Here is a 15,541-nt window from a genome sequence, read left to right on the forward strand (position 1 = left end):
ACAAAACTTTCATGTACCGGAAATGGCGCCGTAATGTGCGGCTCTCTAATCCTCTTGCCCGAGGATGCTTCGCCTGAGCGCATCCCTTCGAAAGAGGAAACGAAATCCCATGAATATTGCCCCCAATTCATATTCCCTCACCCGAAAGCGCCTGATGGCCGCCGTCGCTTCCCTTGCCGTTGTCGGCACGGTCGGCGCGGGCATGCTCGCAACCGGCACCGCCCCCGTGCTGGCCGATGCCGTGCGCGTCGAAGCCCCGCAGATGCCGAGCTTCGCCGATGTCGTGGAGCACGTCTCGCCGGCGGTCGTCAGCGTCAAGGTCAAGGCCAAGATCCAGCCGACCGCCGATGACGGCTCCGACGATCAGGATGGCTTCGACAACCTGCCCGACAATCCGCAGCTGCGCCGCTTCTTCAAGGAATTCCGCGGCTTCGGCGACCAGGGCGGCCAGTTCGGCATGCGTCGCTTCAACCACCGCGACCATGGCAATGGCCAGCCGCGTCCGATCGCTCAAGGGTCGGGCTTCTTCATCTCCGAGGACGGCTATCTCGTCACCAACAACCACGTCGTGTCGGAAGGCTCCGATTTCAGCGTCGTCACCAATGACGGCAAGGAGCTCGACGCCAAGCTGATCGGCACCGACCCGCGCACCGACCTTGCCGTGCTCAAGGTTGATGGCGGCGGCAACAAGTTCACTTATGTGGACTTCGCCGACGATTCCAAGGTCCGCATCGGCGACTGGGTGGTTGCCGTCGGCAATCCGTTCGGCCTTGGCGGCACCGTCACCGCGGGCATCGTCTCGGCTCGCGGCCGTGACATCGGCGCCGGCCCCTATGACGACTTCATCCAGATCGACGCTTCGGTCAACCGCGGCAATTCGGGCGGTCCGACCTTCAACCTCAACGGCCAGGTGATCGGCATCAACACCGCCATCTTCTCGCCGTCGGGCGGCAGCGTCGGCATCGCCTTCGACATCCCGGCCTCGACCGCCAAGCAGGTCGTCCAGGATCTGATGAAGAGCGGTTCGGTCCAGCGCGGCTGGCTCGGCGTCGAAATCCAGCCGGTCACCTCCGACATCGCCGAATCGCTCGGCCTGAAGTCGGACAAGGGCGCGCTGGTTTCGAGCGCCCAGGATGGCGGGCCGGGCAAGAAGGCGGGCATCGTCGCCGGTGACGTCATCACCCAGGTCGACGGCAAGGATGTCGCGTCGCCGAAGGAGCTCGCCCGCATGATCGGTGCGTTCGCGCCGGGCAAATCGGTCGACGTCACCGTCTGGCGCAACGGCAAGAACGAGACGGTCAAGGTCGATCTCGGCACGCTGCCCGCGAGCGACAAGCAGGCCTCGAACGACGACAGCAACAAGCAGTCGGCGCCCGCCGCCAAGGCCGACACGCTTGCCGATCTCGGCCTGACCGTGACCAAGGCCGAAAAAGGCAAGGGCCTCGTGGTCACCGATGTCGATCCCGACAGCGATGCGGCCGACCGCGGCATCCAGCCCGGCGACGTCATCACCTCGATCAATTCGAACGAGGTGAACACCACCGACGACGTCTCCAAGGCGATGACCGATGCCGCCAAAGCTGGCCGCAAGGCCGTGCTGATGCAGATCACCCGCGACGACTCGAACCGCTTCGTGGCGCTGCCGGTCGGCAAGGGCTGAGGCATCAGCGTTCAGATTTTCCCTGCGGCGGTATCAACACCCCCGAGCCACCGCCGGGAAAACATGGGGCCGAGCACGTAAGTCAGTCACCGTGTTTCGCTCCTGGCGGCAGCGGGTTTCCCATCACCCGCTGCCGCTTTAACATAAGGGCTATGAGCCATGACTGCCTCTCAACCTTCCAATGAAATCGCGTATAACGGCTCCATGAAGATTCTCGTCATGGAAGACGATCGCGAGGCGGCGGATTACTTGCAGAAAGCTTTCGCCGAAGCGGGCCACACCGCCCATGTCGCCGGCGACGGCGAGACCGGCTTCGCGCTCGCCGATGCCGGCGATTATGACGTAATGGTGGTCGACCGCCTGATGCCGCGCCGCGACGGCCTGTCGGTGATCGCCGCCCTTCGCTCGCGCGGCAACACCACGCCGGTGTTGATCCTGTCGGCGCTGGGCGAGGTCGACGACCGCGTCACGGGCCTGCGGGCCGGCGGCGACGATTATCTGACCAAACCCTACGCCTTTTCCGAATTGCTCGCCCGCGTCGAGGTGCTGAACCGCCGCGCCAGCGCGCGCGAATCCGAGACCGTCTACAGGGTCGGCGATCTCGAGCTCGACCGGCTGTCGCATTCGGTCAAGCGCGCCGGCCGTGAGATCACGCTGCAGCCGCGCGAGTTCCGCCTGCTCGAATATCTGATGCGCCATGCCGGCCAGGTGGTCACGCGCACCATGCTCCTGGAGAATGTCTGGGACTACCATTTCGACCCGCAGACCAATGTCATCGATGTCCACGTCTCGCGCCTGCGCGGCAAGATCGAAAAGGGCTTCGACAAGCCGATCCTGCACACGATCCGCGGCGCCGGCTACATGCTGAAAGGCGGATAAGCATGATCCCGAAAAGTGGGAACCGGTTTTCGGAACAGATCATGCTGCAACAAGGGGTTAGATCAGGATGACGATTCGGAAAATCGTCATCCTGATCTAAGAACCCGTTATGGCATTGTCCCTGCCGGCCATCATGAAGACGACGGCGGCCCGGCTCTCGGCGCTTTATCTTCTGCTTTTCGCGCTCTGCGCGGTGCTGCTCGTCCTCTACATGACGTCGCTGTCGGCGCGCATGCTGACCGCGCAGACGCAGGAGACCATCAACGACGAGGTGCTGGGCCTTGCCCGCGCCTATCAGCGCGGCGGCCTGCCGGTGCTGGTGCGCGTGGTCGAAAACCGCTCGCGCCAGCCAGGTGCCAACCTCTATCTCATCGCCGACGCCAATGGTCAGATCCTGACCGGCAACGTGCAGAGCCTGGAGCCGGGGGTGATCGAGACCGAGGGCTGGACGACGCAGCCCTTTTCATACCAGCGCTTCGGCGAGGGTGAACTCGACCGGTTGCGCAGTGGAGCGACCGACCAGCCGACGCCTCAGGCTGGCGACAGCGGCAACACTCCCCAGTCCCAGGGAGAAAAGGGCCACAACGCCATCGCGCTGGTGCTGAGGCTGCCCAACCAGATGATCATGCTGGTCGGCCGCGATCTCGGCGAGCCGGAGCGCTTCCGCGCCGTCATCAGCCGTGCGCTGACACTGGCGCTGGGCATGATGGGGCTCGGCGGCATCCTGATCTGGTTCTTTGTCGGGCGCGCGGCGCTCAAGCGCATCGACAGCGTCTCTGACGCCAGCCGTCGCATCATGGGCGGCGATCTCAGCGGACGTCTGCCGGTCACCGGCGCCGGCGACGAATTCGACCGGCTGTCGGAAAACCTCAATGCGATGCTGGCCAGGATCGCAATGCTGAACGAGGGGCTGAAGCAGGTCTCCGACAACATCGCCCATGATCTGAAGACGCCGCTGACCAGGCTGCGCAACCGCGCCGAGGCGACGCTCGCGGGCAGGCACAAGACGGAGGATTACCGCCAGGCGCTGGAAGGCACGATCGCGGAGTCCGACCAACTGATCAAGACGTTCAACGCCATCTTGATGATCTCGCGCCTGGAGGCCGGCTATTCCTCGGAACAGACCGGTCCCGTCGATCTCGCCGCCACGGTGCGCGACGTCGTCGAGCTCTACGAGCCGGTGGCGGAGGAAGCGGGCGTCGCGCTCGAGGCGACCGTGCCCGAGGCCTTCACGATCAACGGCAACCGCGAGCTGATCGGCCAGGCTTTGTCCAACATCGTCGACAACGCCATCAAATATTCGACGGACGCCGCCGAGGCGCCGAAAGTGCGCGTGGCGTTGGAGCGCGCCGGCAACGAGATCAAGCTTACCGTCACCGACAATGGCCACGGCATTCCCGACGACGCCGATCGCGCCCGCGCCACCGAACGCTTCGTGCGCCTGGAAAAGAGCCGCTCGCAGCCGGGCTCGGGCTTGGGCCTCAGCCTGGCCAAGGCAATCATGACTTTCCACAACGGAAGGCTTGATCTTTTACCCGCCGATCCCGGATTGTCCGTGGTCATGAGTTTCCCGCAGCGGGAGACGCATTGAAGCAGGTCGCGTGAGAAAGGATTCACGCGACCTGCTTTAAGCTTTTGATTTAAGCATGTCTTTGTCCCGAAACCGGGCCCACTTTCGTGAGACAGCTTTAATGGCGCGGATGAATGGCGAAGAAGAAAATCGAATCCGAGTTGCGGCTTAGCCCGAGACTGGCGCTCCAGCCTCTGGACGCGGAGCATGCCCGGCGCGAATTGTCGGAAATCGCCGATGCCGCCGAGGAAGAGGAGCTTTCCCGTCTCGCTGCCTTTCTGGCAGGCGAGGGGCCGCTGCAGGACCTGCTGGCGGCCATCTTCGACCTCTCGCCCTTCCTGCGCGATGTGGCGCGCAGGCGGCCGGCAATCCTCGAGACGCTGTTCGGCGGGACGGTCGAAGCGCGGCTCGCCGCAATCCGCGCGGCGATCGGTGGCGCGCCCTTGGCGGACGATGCCTCGGAGCCTGGCCTGATGATGGCGCTGCGGCAATGGAAGACCGAAGCCCATTTCCTGATCGCGCTGGCCGATCTTTCGGGCGAGGCGGAGACCGCGGTGACGGTGCGCCGCCTCAGCGATCTCGCGGATGCCTGTACCAACGCCGCCGTCGATTTCCTACTGCTCGACGCGCACCGGCAAGGCAAGCTCAAGCTGCCGAATCCGGCGGAACCGGCCAAGGATTCTGGTTGGATCCTGCTCGGCATGGGCAAGCTCGGCGCGCATGAGCTGAATTTTTCCTCCGATATCGACCTCGTCGTCTTCTTCGATCCGGAGGCGCCGGCCGTCATCGATCCGCTCGACACGACCGAGCTGTTCTCCAGGCTCACCCGACGTCTCGTGCGCATCCTGCAGGATCGCACCGAGCACGGCTATGTCTTCCGCACCGATCTGAGGCTGCGCCCCGATCCCGGTTCGACACCGCTGGCGATCCCGGTCGAGGCCGCGCTTCGCTATTACGAGGCGCGCGGCCAGAACTGGGAACGCGCCGCCATGATCAAGGCGCGGCCGGTTGCCGGCGACCTTGCCGCGGGCGCGGCCTTCCTCAAGGAGTTGCAGCCCTATGTATGGCGCAAATACATGGACTACGCGGCGATCGCCGACGTCCATTCGATCAAGCGCCAGATCCATGCCCACAAGGGCCACGGCGAGATCGCCGTGAAGGGCCATAACGTCAAGCTCGGCCGTGGCGGCATCCGCGAGATCGAGTTCTTCGTTCAGACCCAACAGCTCATCGCCGGCGGCCGCTTCCCGGAACTGCGCGGCCGCGAGACGGTGCCGATGCTTGCAGCGCTCGCTGCGCGCGGCTGGATCACCGCCGACGCCCGCGATGCGCTCACCCTGCAATACTGGTTCCTGCGTCGCGTCGAGCACGCCATCCAGATGGTGGCGGACGAGCAGACGCATATCCTGCCGGAAGAAGACGAGGAGCTGAAACGCATCGCCCTGATGCTGGGCTTCGCCGGCGAGGCCGACTTCACGCAGGCCTTCCGCGCCTCGCTGCAGCAGGTCGAGCGCCACTATGCGGCGCTGTTCGAGACGGCGCCCGAGCTTTCGGCCGGTATCGGCAATCTGGTCTTCACCGGCGATGTCGACGATCCGGACACGCTGCAGACGCTGCATGGCCTGGGCTTCCACCGGCCGAGCGATATCTGCCGCGTCATCCGCGGCTGGCATTTCGGACGCTATCGCGTCACGCAGTCGGCCGAAGCGCGCGAGCGGCTGACCGAACTGACGCCGGCGCTGCTCAAAGCATTCGGCCAGACGCGGCGCGCCGACGAGGCGCTGATGCGCTTCGACGAGTTCCTCGCCGGCCTGCCGGCCGGTATCCAGCTTTTTTCGCTGCTGCAGTCGAATCCGGCGCTGCTCAAGCTGATGGCGACCATCATGGGCGCGGCGCCGCGGCTGGCGGCCATCATCACGCGCCGCCCGCATGTCTTCGACGGCCTGCTCGATCCGGCGCTGCTCACCGAATTGCCTGACCGCGCCTATCTCTCGGCGCGGCTCGCGGCATTCATCGAAGGCGACCGCGCCTATGAGGATGTGCTGGATCGGCTGCGCATTTTCGCTTCCGAGCAGAAATTCCTGATCGGCGTGCGCCTGCTTGCCGGCTCGATCGATCCGGCGCGGGCGGGCCGCGCCTTCTCGGATCTCGCCGACCTCACCATAGAGGCGGCGCTTAAAGCGGTGATCGCCGAATTCGCGCTGCGCCATGGCAGGGTCGCCGGCGGCAGGGTGGCGCTGCTCGGCATGGGCAAGCTCGGCAGCCGCGAACTCACCGCGGGCTCGGACGTCGATCTCATCCTGCTCTATGACCATGATGCCGACGCCGAGGACTCCGACGGCGAGAAGCCGCTGGCGCCTTCGCATTATTACACCCGCATGACGCAGCGCCTGATCGCCGCCGTCTCGGCGCCGACCGCCGAAGGCGTGCTCTACGAGTTGGACCTGCGCCTGCGCCCCTCCGGCAACAAGGGGCCGGTCGCGACCCATATAGACGCGTTCAAGAAATATCAGCGTCAGGATGCCTGGACCTGGGAGCACATGGCGCTGGCACGGGCCCGCGCCATCGGCGGCGACGCCGAGCTCTGCGCCGAGCTCGATACGGAAGTGGCGGCGGTGCTGGCGCAGCCGCGCGATGCGGCCAAGGTGAAAGCCGAAGCCGTGGACATGCGGGCGCTGATCGAGAAGGAGAAGCAGCCGCGCGACCTCTGGGACATCAAGCTGATCCCTGGCGGGCTCATCGATCTCGAATTCATCGCCCAGGTCGCTGTCATCACCGGCAATGTCGAGACCGGCCGCCGCGTCACCGCGACGGCCGACATTCTGGCGCGGCTGGCCCCCGGTTTCGCAGGCGGCGACGTCCGTGAAGAGCTTGGCGAGGCCTATCGGCTCTATCAGGCGCTGACGCAGATGATCAGGCTTTGCCTCACCGGAGAGTTTCAGCGCGACGATGTTCCTCCGGGACTCTCGGACCTGCTTCTTGCGGTCACCGACCTGCCCGATTTTACCGTGCTGGAGGCACATCTAAAGGAGACGTCGCGGAAGGTCAGACAAGATTTCGAGCGTCTGCTTGGCGCGGCGCCGAAACGCGGGATGAACTAAGCCGCCGCCTTCACCGTCGGCGGCGCTTTCTTCAGCGGAATGCGCACCGATACGATCGTGCCGACGCCTTCGGTCGAGCGGATCTTCAGCGCGCCGCCTTGCAGCTCGGCCAGCGAGCGCGAGATGGCGAGGCCGAGGCCCGAGCCGGTGTGATTCTTGGAGAACTGGTTCTGGACCTGCTCGAAGGGCCGGCCGAGCTTGCTCAACGCCTGCTTGGGGATGCCGCAGCCATTGTCCTCGATGGTAAGCAGCAGCGCGCCAGACGTGTTGCGCGCCCTGACCGTGATCTTGCCGCCCTGTCCGGTGAATTTCACCGCGTTGGAAAGAAGGTTGATGGCGATCTGCTTGATGGCGCGGCGATCGGCGTAGACCCGCATCGTATCGGCAATGCGCGTCTCGACATTGATCGACTTCTCCGCCGCCTGCAGCGAGATCACCCGCACGGTCTCCTTGATCAACGGGCAGAGGTCGATCTCCTCGCGGTCGAGCGAGAACTGGCCAGCCTCGATCTTCGACATGTCGAGTATGTCGTTGATGACGCCGAGCAGGTATTTGCCGCTGCCGTTGATGTCGGTTGCGTATTCCTCGTAGCGCTCCGAGCCGAGCGGCCCGAACAGACCCTGCTGCATCAATTCGGAGAAGCCGATGATGGCGTTGAGCGGCGTGCGCAGCTCATGCGACATGTTGGCCAGGAACTCCGACTTGGCGCGGTTGGCCGCCTCGGCCCGCTCCGTTTCCTTCATGTATTTGCGGTTGAGCTCGACCAGCTCGCTGGCCCGTTCCTCTTCGGCGCGACGGGCGAGGCTGAGATCGTGGATCGTCGCCATCAGCCGGCGCTCGCTGTCGACCAGCTTTTCCTGGTGCAGCTTGATCTGGGTGATGTCGGAGCCGACCGAGACGATGCCGCCGTCGCGGGTCCTGAGCTCGTTGACCTGCAGCCAGCGCCCGTCCGCGAGCTGGCGCTCGAAGCTGACGCCGCCCTGCGGCCCGTTGGCGTTGGCGAGCCTGCGCTCCGAGGCGAAGGCCAGCATCCGCTCCTCCACCGCCTCTCGGAGAATGCCGGGCACGACGTCGCGGTCCGACAGGCCGTTGTCCTTCTGGAACTTCGAATTGCACATGATCAGCCGCTCGGCGGCATCCCACAGCACGAAGGATTCGTTGATGTTCTCGATCGCGGTCCTGAGCCGCATGTCGGCTGCTTCCGAGCGCAGCGCCAGGTGACGCTGCTCGGTGACGTCGACGGCAATGCCGATCAGCTGGATTTCCGGCGCTTCCGGATCGATGACCTGGGCGCGGGCCCGCATCCACACCCATTGGCCATCGGCGTGGCGCATGCGGAACACCTGGTCGATATGGTCGATCTCGCGCTCGACGATGCGGTTGGCGAGCTCGAAGAGGTCGCCGTCGTCGGGGTGGATGATCTCGTCGACCTCGCCGAAGGAGAGCATCGTATCGCAGGGCTCGTAGCCCAACATTTCGTACATCGAGCGCGACCAGTACATCTTGCCGCGCACCATGTCCCAGTCCCACAGCCCGCAGCGGCCGCGCACCAGCGCCATGTCGATGCGCTGATGCGCCTCGAGATAGATGCGATCCGCCGCCTGGGCACGTGCCGCTTGGCCGAAATAGGCGTAGAGGATGACGATCAGCACGCCCGCCGTCAGCACGAACAGCGTGACGTTGAGCGACATCGACTTGCGCCAGCTGTCGAACACCGCTTCCTGCGGCACCAGAACGGCAGCTGCATGTTTGCGATCGCCGCTGAGGCTGACGGCTGCGAACCAGTCCTGTCCTGAGATGCTCACATCCATCACGCCGGCACGGTCGCCGAACATGAACAGCGGCTGGCCACCCAGCACCAAACTGTCCAGCGTGCGGCCCTGCCAGCCCGTCGACAGCGGCGAGACGGCGATGACCTTGAAGTTGGCGTCGGTAATGGCGAGCACATGGGCGCGGCTCATGGCGCCCTGGCGGCTGGTATTTTCCAGGAGGCTTACGGCGTTGGCGCCGGCCGCTGTGGGGTCGGCGGTGATGGCCTGCGCCATCTGGCCGGCGCCCAGCGCCAGCACGGCCTTGGCGTCGCGCTCGATCTCGTCATGCTCGTTCATCAGCGACAGAAAGCGCACCGCGGCGATGACGATCAGGAAGATGATGATCAGAGCCGGGATCGAACGGCGCAGAAAGGGCTCGGCGGCCAAGAGCCGCTGATAGGCAGGTTCGGCGATCAGGCGCGTATTGCCGGCAAGTCCATCGTTCCTTGCCTTGCGACGCGCAAAAGCCTTCCCTCCGGGCGCGCCCCACGCGTCCGCCTTGGCCATAAATGGCACTCCCCGATCTGCCGTATCTACTGGATGATCCGGTTACGCCGCACGCCCCGAATCGTCAGTAAAGAATCAAAGGTGATTCGCCTTGTCCAGAGGGCCGGGCGAAAAAGATTAAAAGTTGATTGAAATTGCGGCTTTTTCCCTTCTCCCCCTGTGGGAGAAGGTGGATCGGCGCGCAAGCGCCGAGACGGATGAGGGGTGTTCCAGCGAAGTGAGACGTCGGCTTTCCCTGGAGCACCCCTCATCCGTCGCCTTCGGCGACACCTTCTCCCACAGGGGGAGAAGGCAGAGAGCGCTACGCCAGCGTCCGCTCCACGATATCGCGCAGATCCGCGGACAGGTTCTCGACCTTGGCCATGTCGAGCAGCGCCTGTTTGGCTTTGGCCTGGCGTCCGGGCTCCAGCGAGCGCCAGGACCTGAGCGCCGTCGCCAGCCGCGCCGCGACTTGCGGGTTGCGCTTCTCCACCTCCAGCACCGTCTCGGCGAACAGGCGGTAGCCTTCGCCGTCGGGACGGTGGAAGCCGGTCTGGTTGGCGCTGGAGAAGGTGCCGATCAGCGAACGCACCCGGTTCGGGTTGGCGATCGAGAAGGCCGGATGCCGCATCAACTCGCGCACCTTGTCGACGGTCTTCGCGCCCGGCACACCGGCCTGGATCTGGAACCATTTGTCGAGCACCAGCGCGTCGCTTCGATAGCGCGCCTCAAAGGCCGCCAGCGCCTCCTCGGCCTCGGCCCTGCCCGGATGGCGATGCGCCAGCACGGCAAGCGCCGCGGCGCGGTCTGTCATGTTGGTGGCGGCGTTGAAGTGCCTCGCGGCAAGGGTGGCGCCTTCCGGCAGCAGCGAAAGATAGTCGAGCAGGATGTTGCGGAGCGCCCTGCGCCCTGCGCTCGCCGCGTCCGGGCTGAACGGACCCTTGTCGGCAAGGTTGTCATAGAGCGCCGAAAAGGCGTCGCTGTTTGCCTCGGCGATCGTCCGCGCCAACGCCTCGCGCGCGGCAAAGATGGCGTCGGGGTCGATGCCCTTGCCGATGTCGCGGGCAATGTCGGCTTCGCCGGGCAGCGTCAGGGCCAGCGCCCGGTAGGCAGGCTCCAGCGCCTCGTCGCCGGCGATCCTGCCGGCAAGCTCGGCGAGGCGTCCTGAAAAGACCGGCGCCTTGCCGCCGAGCACCTGTCGGAAGGCGGCGATCAGGGCGTCGGTCAACAGCGTGTTGAATGCCTGCCAGCGCGAGAAGGCGTCGCTGTCATGCGCCGCGAGGAAGAACTGGTCGTCCGCCTTCTGCTGCACCGAAAGCGTGATCGGCGCCGAGAAGCCGCGGTTGAGCGACACGACGGGCCGCTCGGCGACACCGGTGAAGCGCACCATGTGCCGGCGCTTGCGGATATGGATGACGCCGTCATCCACCGTTGCGCCCTCGACCGAATCCCAAGCGACAGGCTTGCCGTCGGCGCCGACAAGTCCGAACGCAAGCGGAATATGCATCAACCGCTTGCGGCTTTCAGACGGCGTCGGCGGCACCGACTGCTCGATCTCCAGCGTGAACTCCTTGGCGGCGGCATTGTGCGCGGAGCTCACCGTCAGGTTCGGCGTGCCCGCCTGATGGTACCAGAGCGCGAATTGCGCCAGGTCGCGGCCGGAGACATCCTCGAACACTTTGAGGAAATCCTCGATCGTCGCGGCTTCGCCGTCATGCCGTTCGAAATAGAGGTCCATGCCGGCGCGGAAGGTTTCCGCGCCGAGGATGGTGCGGATCATCCGCACCACTTCCGAACCCTTCTCGTAGACAGTCGCCGTGTAGAAATTGTTGATCTCGCGGTAGCGCCGCGGTCTGACCGGATGCGCCAGCGGTCCCTGGTCTTCCGGGAACTGATGCGCGCGCAGCGTGCGCACCTCCGCGATGCGTTTCACCGCCCGCGAGCGCTGGTCGGCGGAGAACTCGTGGTCGCGGTAAACGGTCAGCCCTTCCTTCAGGCAGAGCTGGAACCAGTCGCGGCAAGTGATTCTGTTGCCGGTCCAATTGTGGAAATACTCATGCGCGATGATCGCCTCGATATTGGCGAAGTCGGCATCGGTCGCCGTCTCTTCGTCGGCCAGCACATATTTGTCGTTGAAGACGTTGAGGCCCTTATTCTCCATAGCGCCCATGTTGAAATCGGACACGGCGACGATGTTGAAGACGTCGAGGTCGTATTCGCGGCCGAAGGCCTCCTCGTCCCATTTCATCGAGCGCTTCAGCGCATCCATCGCATAGCCCGCAAGCCGCTCCTTGCCGGGCTCCACATAGATGCCGAGTTCGACCTCGCGGCCGGACATTGTGGTGAAGTTGCTCGCCACCTTGCCGAGCGCTCCAGCCACCAGCGCGAAGAGGTAGGAGGGCTTGGGGAAAGGGTCATGCCAGACCGCGTAATGCCGGCCGCCGTCGAGCGCGCCGCGTTCGACGGGATTGCCGTTGGAGAGCAGCAGCGGCGCCTCGTTGTGCGGGGCTTCGATGCGCACGGTGTAGACCGACAGGATGTCGGGACGGTCGAGGAAGTAGGTGATGCGGCGAAAGCCCTCGGCCTCGCATTGCGTGCAATAAACGTTGTTGGAGCGATAGAGGCCCATCAGTGCCTCGTTGCGCGACGGCGCGATCTCCGTCTCCAGGCGAAGTTCGAAACGTCGCCCTGCCGGCGGCTTCAGGATCGTCAGCCGGTCCGGCGTCGCCTCATAATCGCTGGCCTGCAGCAAATGGCCGTCGATGGCAATGCCGAGCAGCGTCAGCCCGTCGCCATCGAGCACCAGCGGCGCCGAGGCGGCGATGCCCTCGCGCCGCTCGATGGTGAGCAGCGCGGTGACATGGGTTGCATCCGGCGACAGGCGGAAGTCGAGGCTGGTCCTCGGGATGAGATAGTCGCTGGGGCGATAGTCTTCGAGCCTGAAGACCTGGCCGGTATCGGTACGCATTCCTTGGGCTTTTCCTGTCGATTTCGGGCGGAGGGCCAGCGTGGCTGGTCCAAGAATTTGAGGTGCGCGCTCTTTACACGAAACGGCCACTCGACAAAACTGCGGCATAGATTGTGTTTCGCAATTCCGGACGGAAAACCGTTACACACTTTTTCTGGAATTGCTTTTGGCCTATTTCGCGGCTTCGTTCTCCGACCATCACCACGAGGCAAGATGACCGTCGATCATGCCGTCGGCCACAGCGCGCTGCGCGGCATCACTCTGAAGATCGTCTCGGTGACGGTTTTCGTCGGCATGCAGACCTGCATCAAGGCGGCCGGCGACGTGCCCGCCGGGCAGATCGTCTTCTTCCGCTCCTTCTTCGCCATCTTCCCGATTGTCGCCTTCCTGGCCTTCAAGGGCGAGCTCGCCACCGCCTTCACGACCAGGCGGCCGTTCAACCATATCGCGCGCGGCCTTGTCGGTGTCGGCGCCATGGGGCTCGGCTTCTTCGCGCTGACCAGGCTGCCGCTCCCCGAAGCGATCACCCTGAACTACGCCCAGCCGTTGCTGGTCGTTGTGTTTTCCTCGGTCTTCCTCGGCGAGACGATCCGCGTCTACCGCTGGAGCGCGGTCGCGGTCGGTCTTGCCGGCGTGCTGATCATCTCCTGGCCGGAACTGACGCTGCTCAATTCCGATCAGGGCCTCGACGATCAGGAGGTGCTGGGCGTCATGGCAGCGCTGATCGCCGCGGCGATCTCCGCGGTCGCCATGCTCCTGGTGCGCAATCTCGTGCAGACGGAGAAGACGGCGACCATCGTGCTGTGGTTCTCCTCGACGGCTTCGGTGCTGTCGCTTTTCAGCCTGCCTTTCGGCTGGCAGGCGCTGACGCCGCTGCAGGCGGCACTGCTCGTTTTTGCCGGCTTCTGCGGCGGCCTAGGCCAGATCCTGATGACGGCGGCCTATCGCCATGCCGAGGCCTCGGTCGTGGCGCCCTTCGAATACACCTCGATGATCCTCGGCGTCGTCGTCGGCTTTTTCGTCTTCGGCGACGTGACCTCGCTCAACACACTGATCGGCGGCCTTATCGTGGTCGCCGCCGGCATCTTCATCATCTGGCGCGAGCGGCAGCTCGGCCTGGAGCGTACCCGCACCAGGACGGCCGCGCCGCCGCAGGGGTAAGGCTACGAGGCTGACACTCGTTCCTTCGCCAGCTGCACCAGCACAGCGCGAGTCTGCTCATCGGCCGGGAAAAAGGATTCGATCGCGAGCTCCGACAGCGTGACGTCGAGCGGCGTGCCGAACACGGTGATCGTGCTGATGAAGGAAAGCACATGGTCGCCATGCGCGAGCCTGAGCGGATGCACGATGCCGCTCGGCTCGACCGGCGCGGGGCGCCCGCTCTTCAAGCCGGGCGGATAGGCGCGCAGCTCGCGCTCCAATTCGATCAGCACCGCATCGCCGGTCGCGTCGCTCAGGTGCTTCAGCCGTTCAAGCAGATGCGCGCGCCATTCCGCCAGATTGACGATGCGCGGAGCGACACCGCCTGGATGCAGGCTGAGCCGCAGCACATTGATTGGCGGCTGGAGCAGCGACTGTTCGGAAATATCGGCCAGGAATGGAGCGATCGCGGCATTGGCTGACACGAGATCCCAGTGCCGGTCCACAGCCAGCGCCGGAAAGGGCTCGTGGCCCTTGAGTACGGTCTCGACGGCGGCCATCGCCGGCGCCAGCGTGGCGTCGGTGAGTGGCTTTTCGCTGAAGCTCGGCGCGAAGCCCGCCGCGAGCAGCAACTGATTGCGCTGACGCAGCGGGATCGAGAGCTGCTCGGCCAGATGCAGCACCATCTCCCGCGACGGCTGGGCGCGGCCGCTCTCGACGAAGGAGAGATGCCGCTGTGAGATATCGGCCTCCATGGCGAGATCGAGCTGGCTCATGCGCCGCCGCGTGCGCCACTCGCGGATCAGGCTGCCGGCGGAGGGTTCGGATGTGGTCATGGAGGGATGAGTAAGGCGACGGGCGAAGCGTTTCAATTACCTGGGAGGTTATTGGCAACCTCACCGTTGGGATTGGCGAGCGCTGATGACGGCCAATCTCCCCCACGAGGGGGGATCAGCTATTCGCCAAAGCCCGCAGCTTCGCCTTGACCTCGAGAAAATCCCGCCAGGCCAGCTTCTTGTGCGCCGGCGTCCGTAAGAGATAGGCCGGGTGCAGCGTCGGCATCGCCGGAATGGCAATCCCGGACGCCGTCGTGTGCACACGCCAGTTGCCTCGCAGGCGCAGGATGCCCTCGGTCGTGTTGAGCAGCGTCTTGGCCGACGGGCCGCCGAGATTGACCAGCACCTTGGGATTTACCAGCTCGATCTGCCTTTCGATGAAAGGCCGGCAGATTTCGGTCTCGTGCGGCGTCGGCGTGCGGTTGCCTGGCGGCCGCCACGGGATGACATTGGCGATATAGGCCGAGTTCCGGTCGAGGCCGATCGCCGCCAACATGCGGTCGAGCAGCCGGCCGGAGCGGCCGACAAAGGGCAGGCCTTCCAGGTCCTCGTCACGACCCGGCGCTTCGCCGACCAGCATTAGGTCGGCGTTCGGATTGCCGTCCGCGAAGACCAGGTTCTTGGCGGTGAATTTGAGGTTGCAGCCGTCAAAACCGGCCATGCGCTGGCGCAGTTCATCGAGTGTCGAAGCGCTTGCCGCGAGCTGCCGAGCCGCAGCCGCCTGTGCTTCGTCGGGAACGGCCGCAGCCGCCGGTGCCCGGGTGGGTGCGTCCGGGATGTTGCTGGCGTCGAGGCCGGAGAAGGGCGCCGGCGGGTTCTCGACTCGCTCCGGAGCCTGCTCGGATACCGCTCGGCTCTCGGGCGCGGCTTGGCGGCGCGGCGCGGCCGGCGGCCGCTCGGCGGGCCTGCGTTCGGCCGGCCCCCGTCCAACTGGCATCGCTGCCGCTTCGGCGAATCGGTTGATCGGCGCGTCCTCCAGCGCGTCATCGACGCCGGCGCTCGCATAGAAGGCGAGCAGTTCGGCAATCTCGGCTGGTGTTCTGGGGGAGGCGGCAGTCATGGCGCCACCATCGTCCGCACGGCGAGGTTT

The 15,541-nt window shown here is 65.1% G+C and carries 9 protein-coding genes; 5 read left to right on the forward strand and 4 right to left on the reverse strand.

Annotated features, from left to right (window positions below; translation table 11 throughout):
- Positions 1 to 109 precede the first annotated feature (109 nt).
- The 4 genes from MJ8_RS10570 (at position 110) to MJ8_RS10585 (ending at position 7,210) form a co-directional block, all read left to right on the forward strand.
- Positions 110 to 1,660 (forward strand): Do family serine endopeptidase, encoded by a 1,551-nt coding sequence (locus MJ8_RS10570; protein WP_201414317.1) that lies wholly within the window; start codon positions 110 to 112, stop codon positions 1,658 to 1,660.
- A gap of 204 nt (positions 1,661 to 1,864) precedes the next feature.
- Positions 1,865 to 2,539, forward strand: coding sequence for a response regulator transcription factor (locus tag MJ8_RS10575; protein ID WP_040991372.1), 675 nt, complete (start codon positions 1,865 to 1,867; stop codon positions 2,537 to 2,539).
- Between the two features lie 109 nt (positions 2,540 to 2,648).
- Entirely contained in the window at positions 2,649 to 4,130 is a 1,482-nt protein-coding gene (locus MJ8_RS10580) for a sensor histidine kinase (RefSeq protein WP_201414318.1), read from the forward strand.
- 113 nt (positions 4,131 to 4,243) lie between these two features.
- Positions 4,244 to 7,210 carry a bifunctional [glutamine synthetase] adenylyltransferase/[glutamine synthetase]-adenylyl-L-tyrosine phosphorylase gene (locus MJ8_RS10585; protein WP_201414319.1) on the forward strand — a complete coding sequence of 989 codons (2,967 nt, stop codon included), beginning with the start codon at positions 4,244 to 4,246 and terminating at the stop codon, positions 7,208 to 7,210.
- Here the strand turns inward: MJ8_RS10585 and MJ8_RS10590 are convergent.
- Both MJ8_RS10590 and pepN read right to left on the reverse strand, forming a co-directional pair.
- Entirely contained in the window at positions 7,207 to 9,528 is a 2,322-nt protein-coding gene (locus MJ8_RS10590) for a PAS domain-containing sensor histidine kinase (protein ID WP_201414320.1), read from the reverse strand. The two genes, MJ8_RS10585 and MJ8_RS10590, sit on opposite strands and share 4 nt — an antisense overlap.
- Before the next feature lie 301 nt (positions 9,529 to 9,829).
- Entirely contained in the window at positions 9,830 to 12,475 is a 2,646-nt protein-coding gene (gene pepN / locus MJ8_RS10595) for an aminopeptidase N (protein ID WP_201414321.1), read from the reverse strand.
- A gap of 213 nt (positions 12,476 to 12,688) precedes the next feature.
- On the opposite strand from pepN, the gene MJ8_RS10600 reads away from it, so the two are divergent.
- On the forward strand, positions 12,689 to 13,636 hold the full coding sequence (locus MJ8_RS10600; protein ID WP_201414322.1) for a DMT family transporter: 948 nt from the start codon (positions 12,689 to 12,691) through the stop codon (positions 13,634 to 13,636).
- Positions 13,637 to 13,638: 2 nt separating this feature from the next.
- Here the strand turns inward: MJ8_RS10600 and MJ8_RS10605 are convergent, their stop codons facing one another.
- A complete protein-coding gene (locus tag MJ8_RS10605) occupies positions 13,639 to 14,451 on the reverse strand; it encodes a helix-turn-helix domain-containing protein (protein WP_201414323.1) in 813 nt (270 codons plus the stop codon).
- A 115-nt stretch (positions 14,452 to 14,566) separates the two neighbouring features.
- Entirely contained in the window at positions 14,567 to 15,511 is a 945-nt protein-coding gene (locus MJ8_RS10610; protein WP_201414324.1) for a uracil-DNA glycosylase, read from the reverse strand.
- Between the last annotated feature and the right edge of the window lie 30 nt (positions 15,512 to 15,541).

The sequence above is a fragment of the Mesorhizobium sp. J8 genome (genome assembly GCF_016591715.1).
GTDB lineage: Bacteria > Pseudomonadota > Alphaproteobacteria > Rhizobiales > Rhizobiaceae > Mesorhizobium.

Excerpts from the sequence above, each read along its gene's own strand:
- MJ8_RS10605 (WP_201414323.1), bottom strand. The coding sequence starts at position 14,451 with ATGACCACATCCGAACCCTCCGCCGGCAGCCTGATCCGCGAGTGGCGC.
- MJ8_RS10575 (WP_040991372.1), top strand. The coding sequence starts at position 1,865 with ATGAAGATTCTCGTCATGGAAGACGATCGCGAGGCGGCGGATTACTTG.
- MJ8_RS10585 (WP_201414319.1), top strand. The coding sequence starts at position 4,244 with ATGGCGAAGAAGAAAATCGAATCCGAGTTGCGGCTTAGCCCGAGACTG.
- MJ8_RS10580 (WP_201414318.1), top strand. The coding sequence starts at position 2,649 with ATGGCATTGTCCCTGCCGGCCATCATGAAGACGACGGCGGCCCGGCTC.
- pepN (WP_201414321.1), bottom strand. The coding sequence starts at position 12,475 with ATGCGTACCGATACCGGCCAGGTCTTCAGGCTCGAAGACTATCGCCCC.
- MJ8_RS10600 (WP_201414322.1), top strand. The coding sequence starts at position 12,689 with ATGACCGTCGATCATGCCGTCGGCCACAGCGCGCTGCGCGGCATCACT.
- MJ8_RS10610 (WP_201414324.1), bottom strand. The coding sequence starts at position 15,511 with ATGACTGCCGCCTCCCCCAGAACACCAGCCGAGATTGCCGAACTGCTC.
- MJ8_RS10590 (WP_201414320.1), bottom strand. The coding sequence starts at position 9,528 with ATGGCCAAGGCGGACGCGTGGGGCGCGCCCGGAGGGAAGGCTTTTGCG.
- MJ8_RS10570 (WP_201414317.1), top strand. The coding sequence starts at position 110 with ATGAATATTGCCCCCAATTCATATTCCCTCACCCGAAAGCGCCTGATG.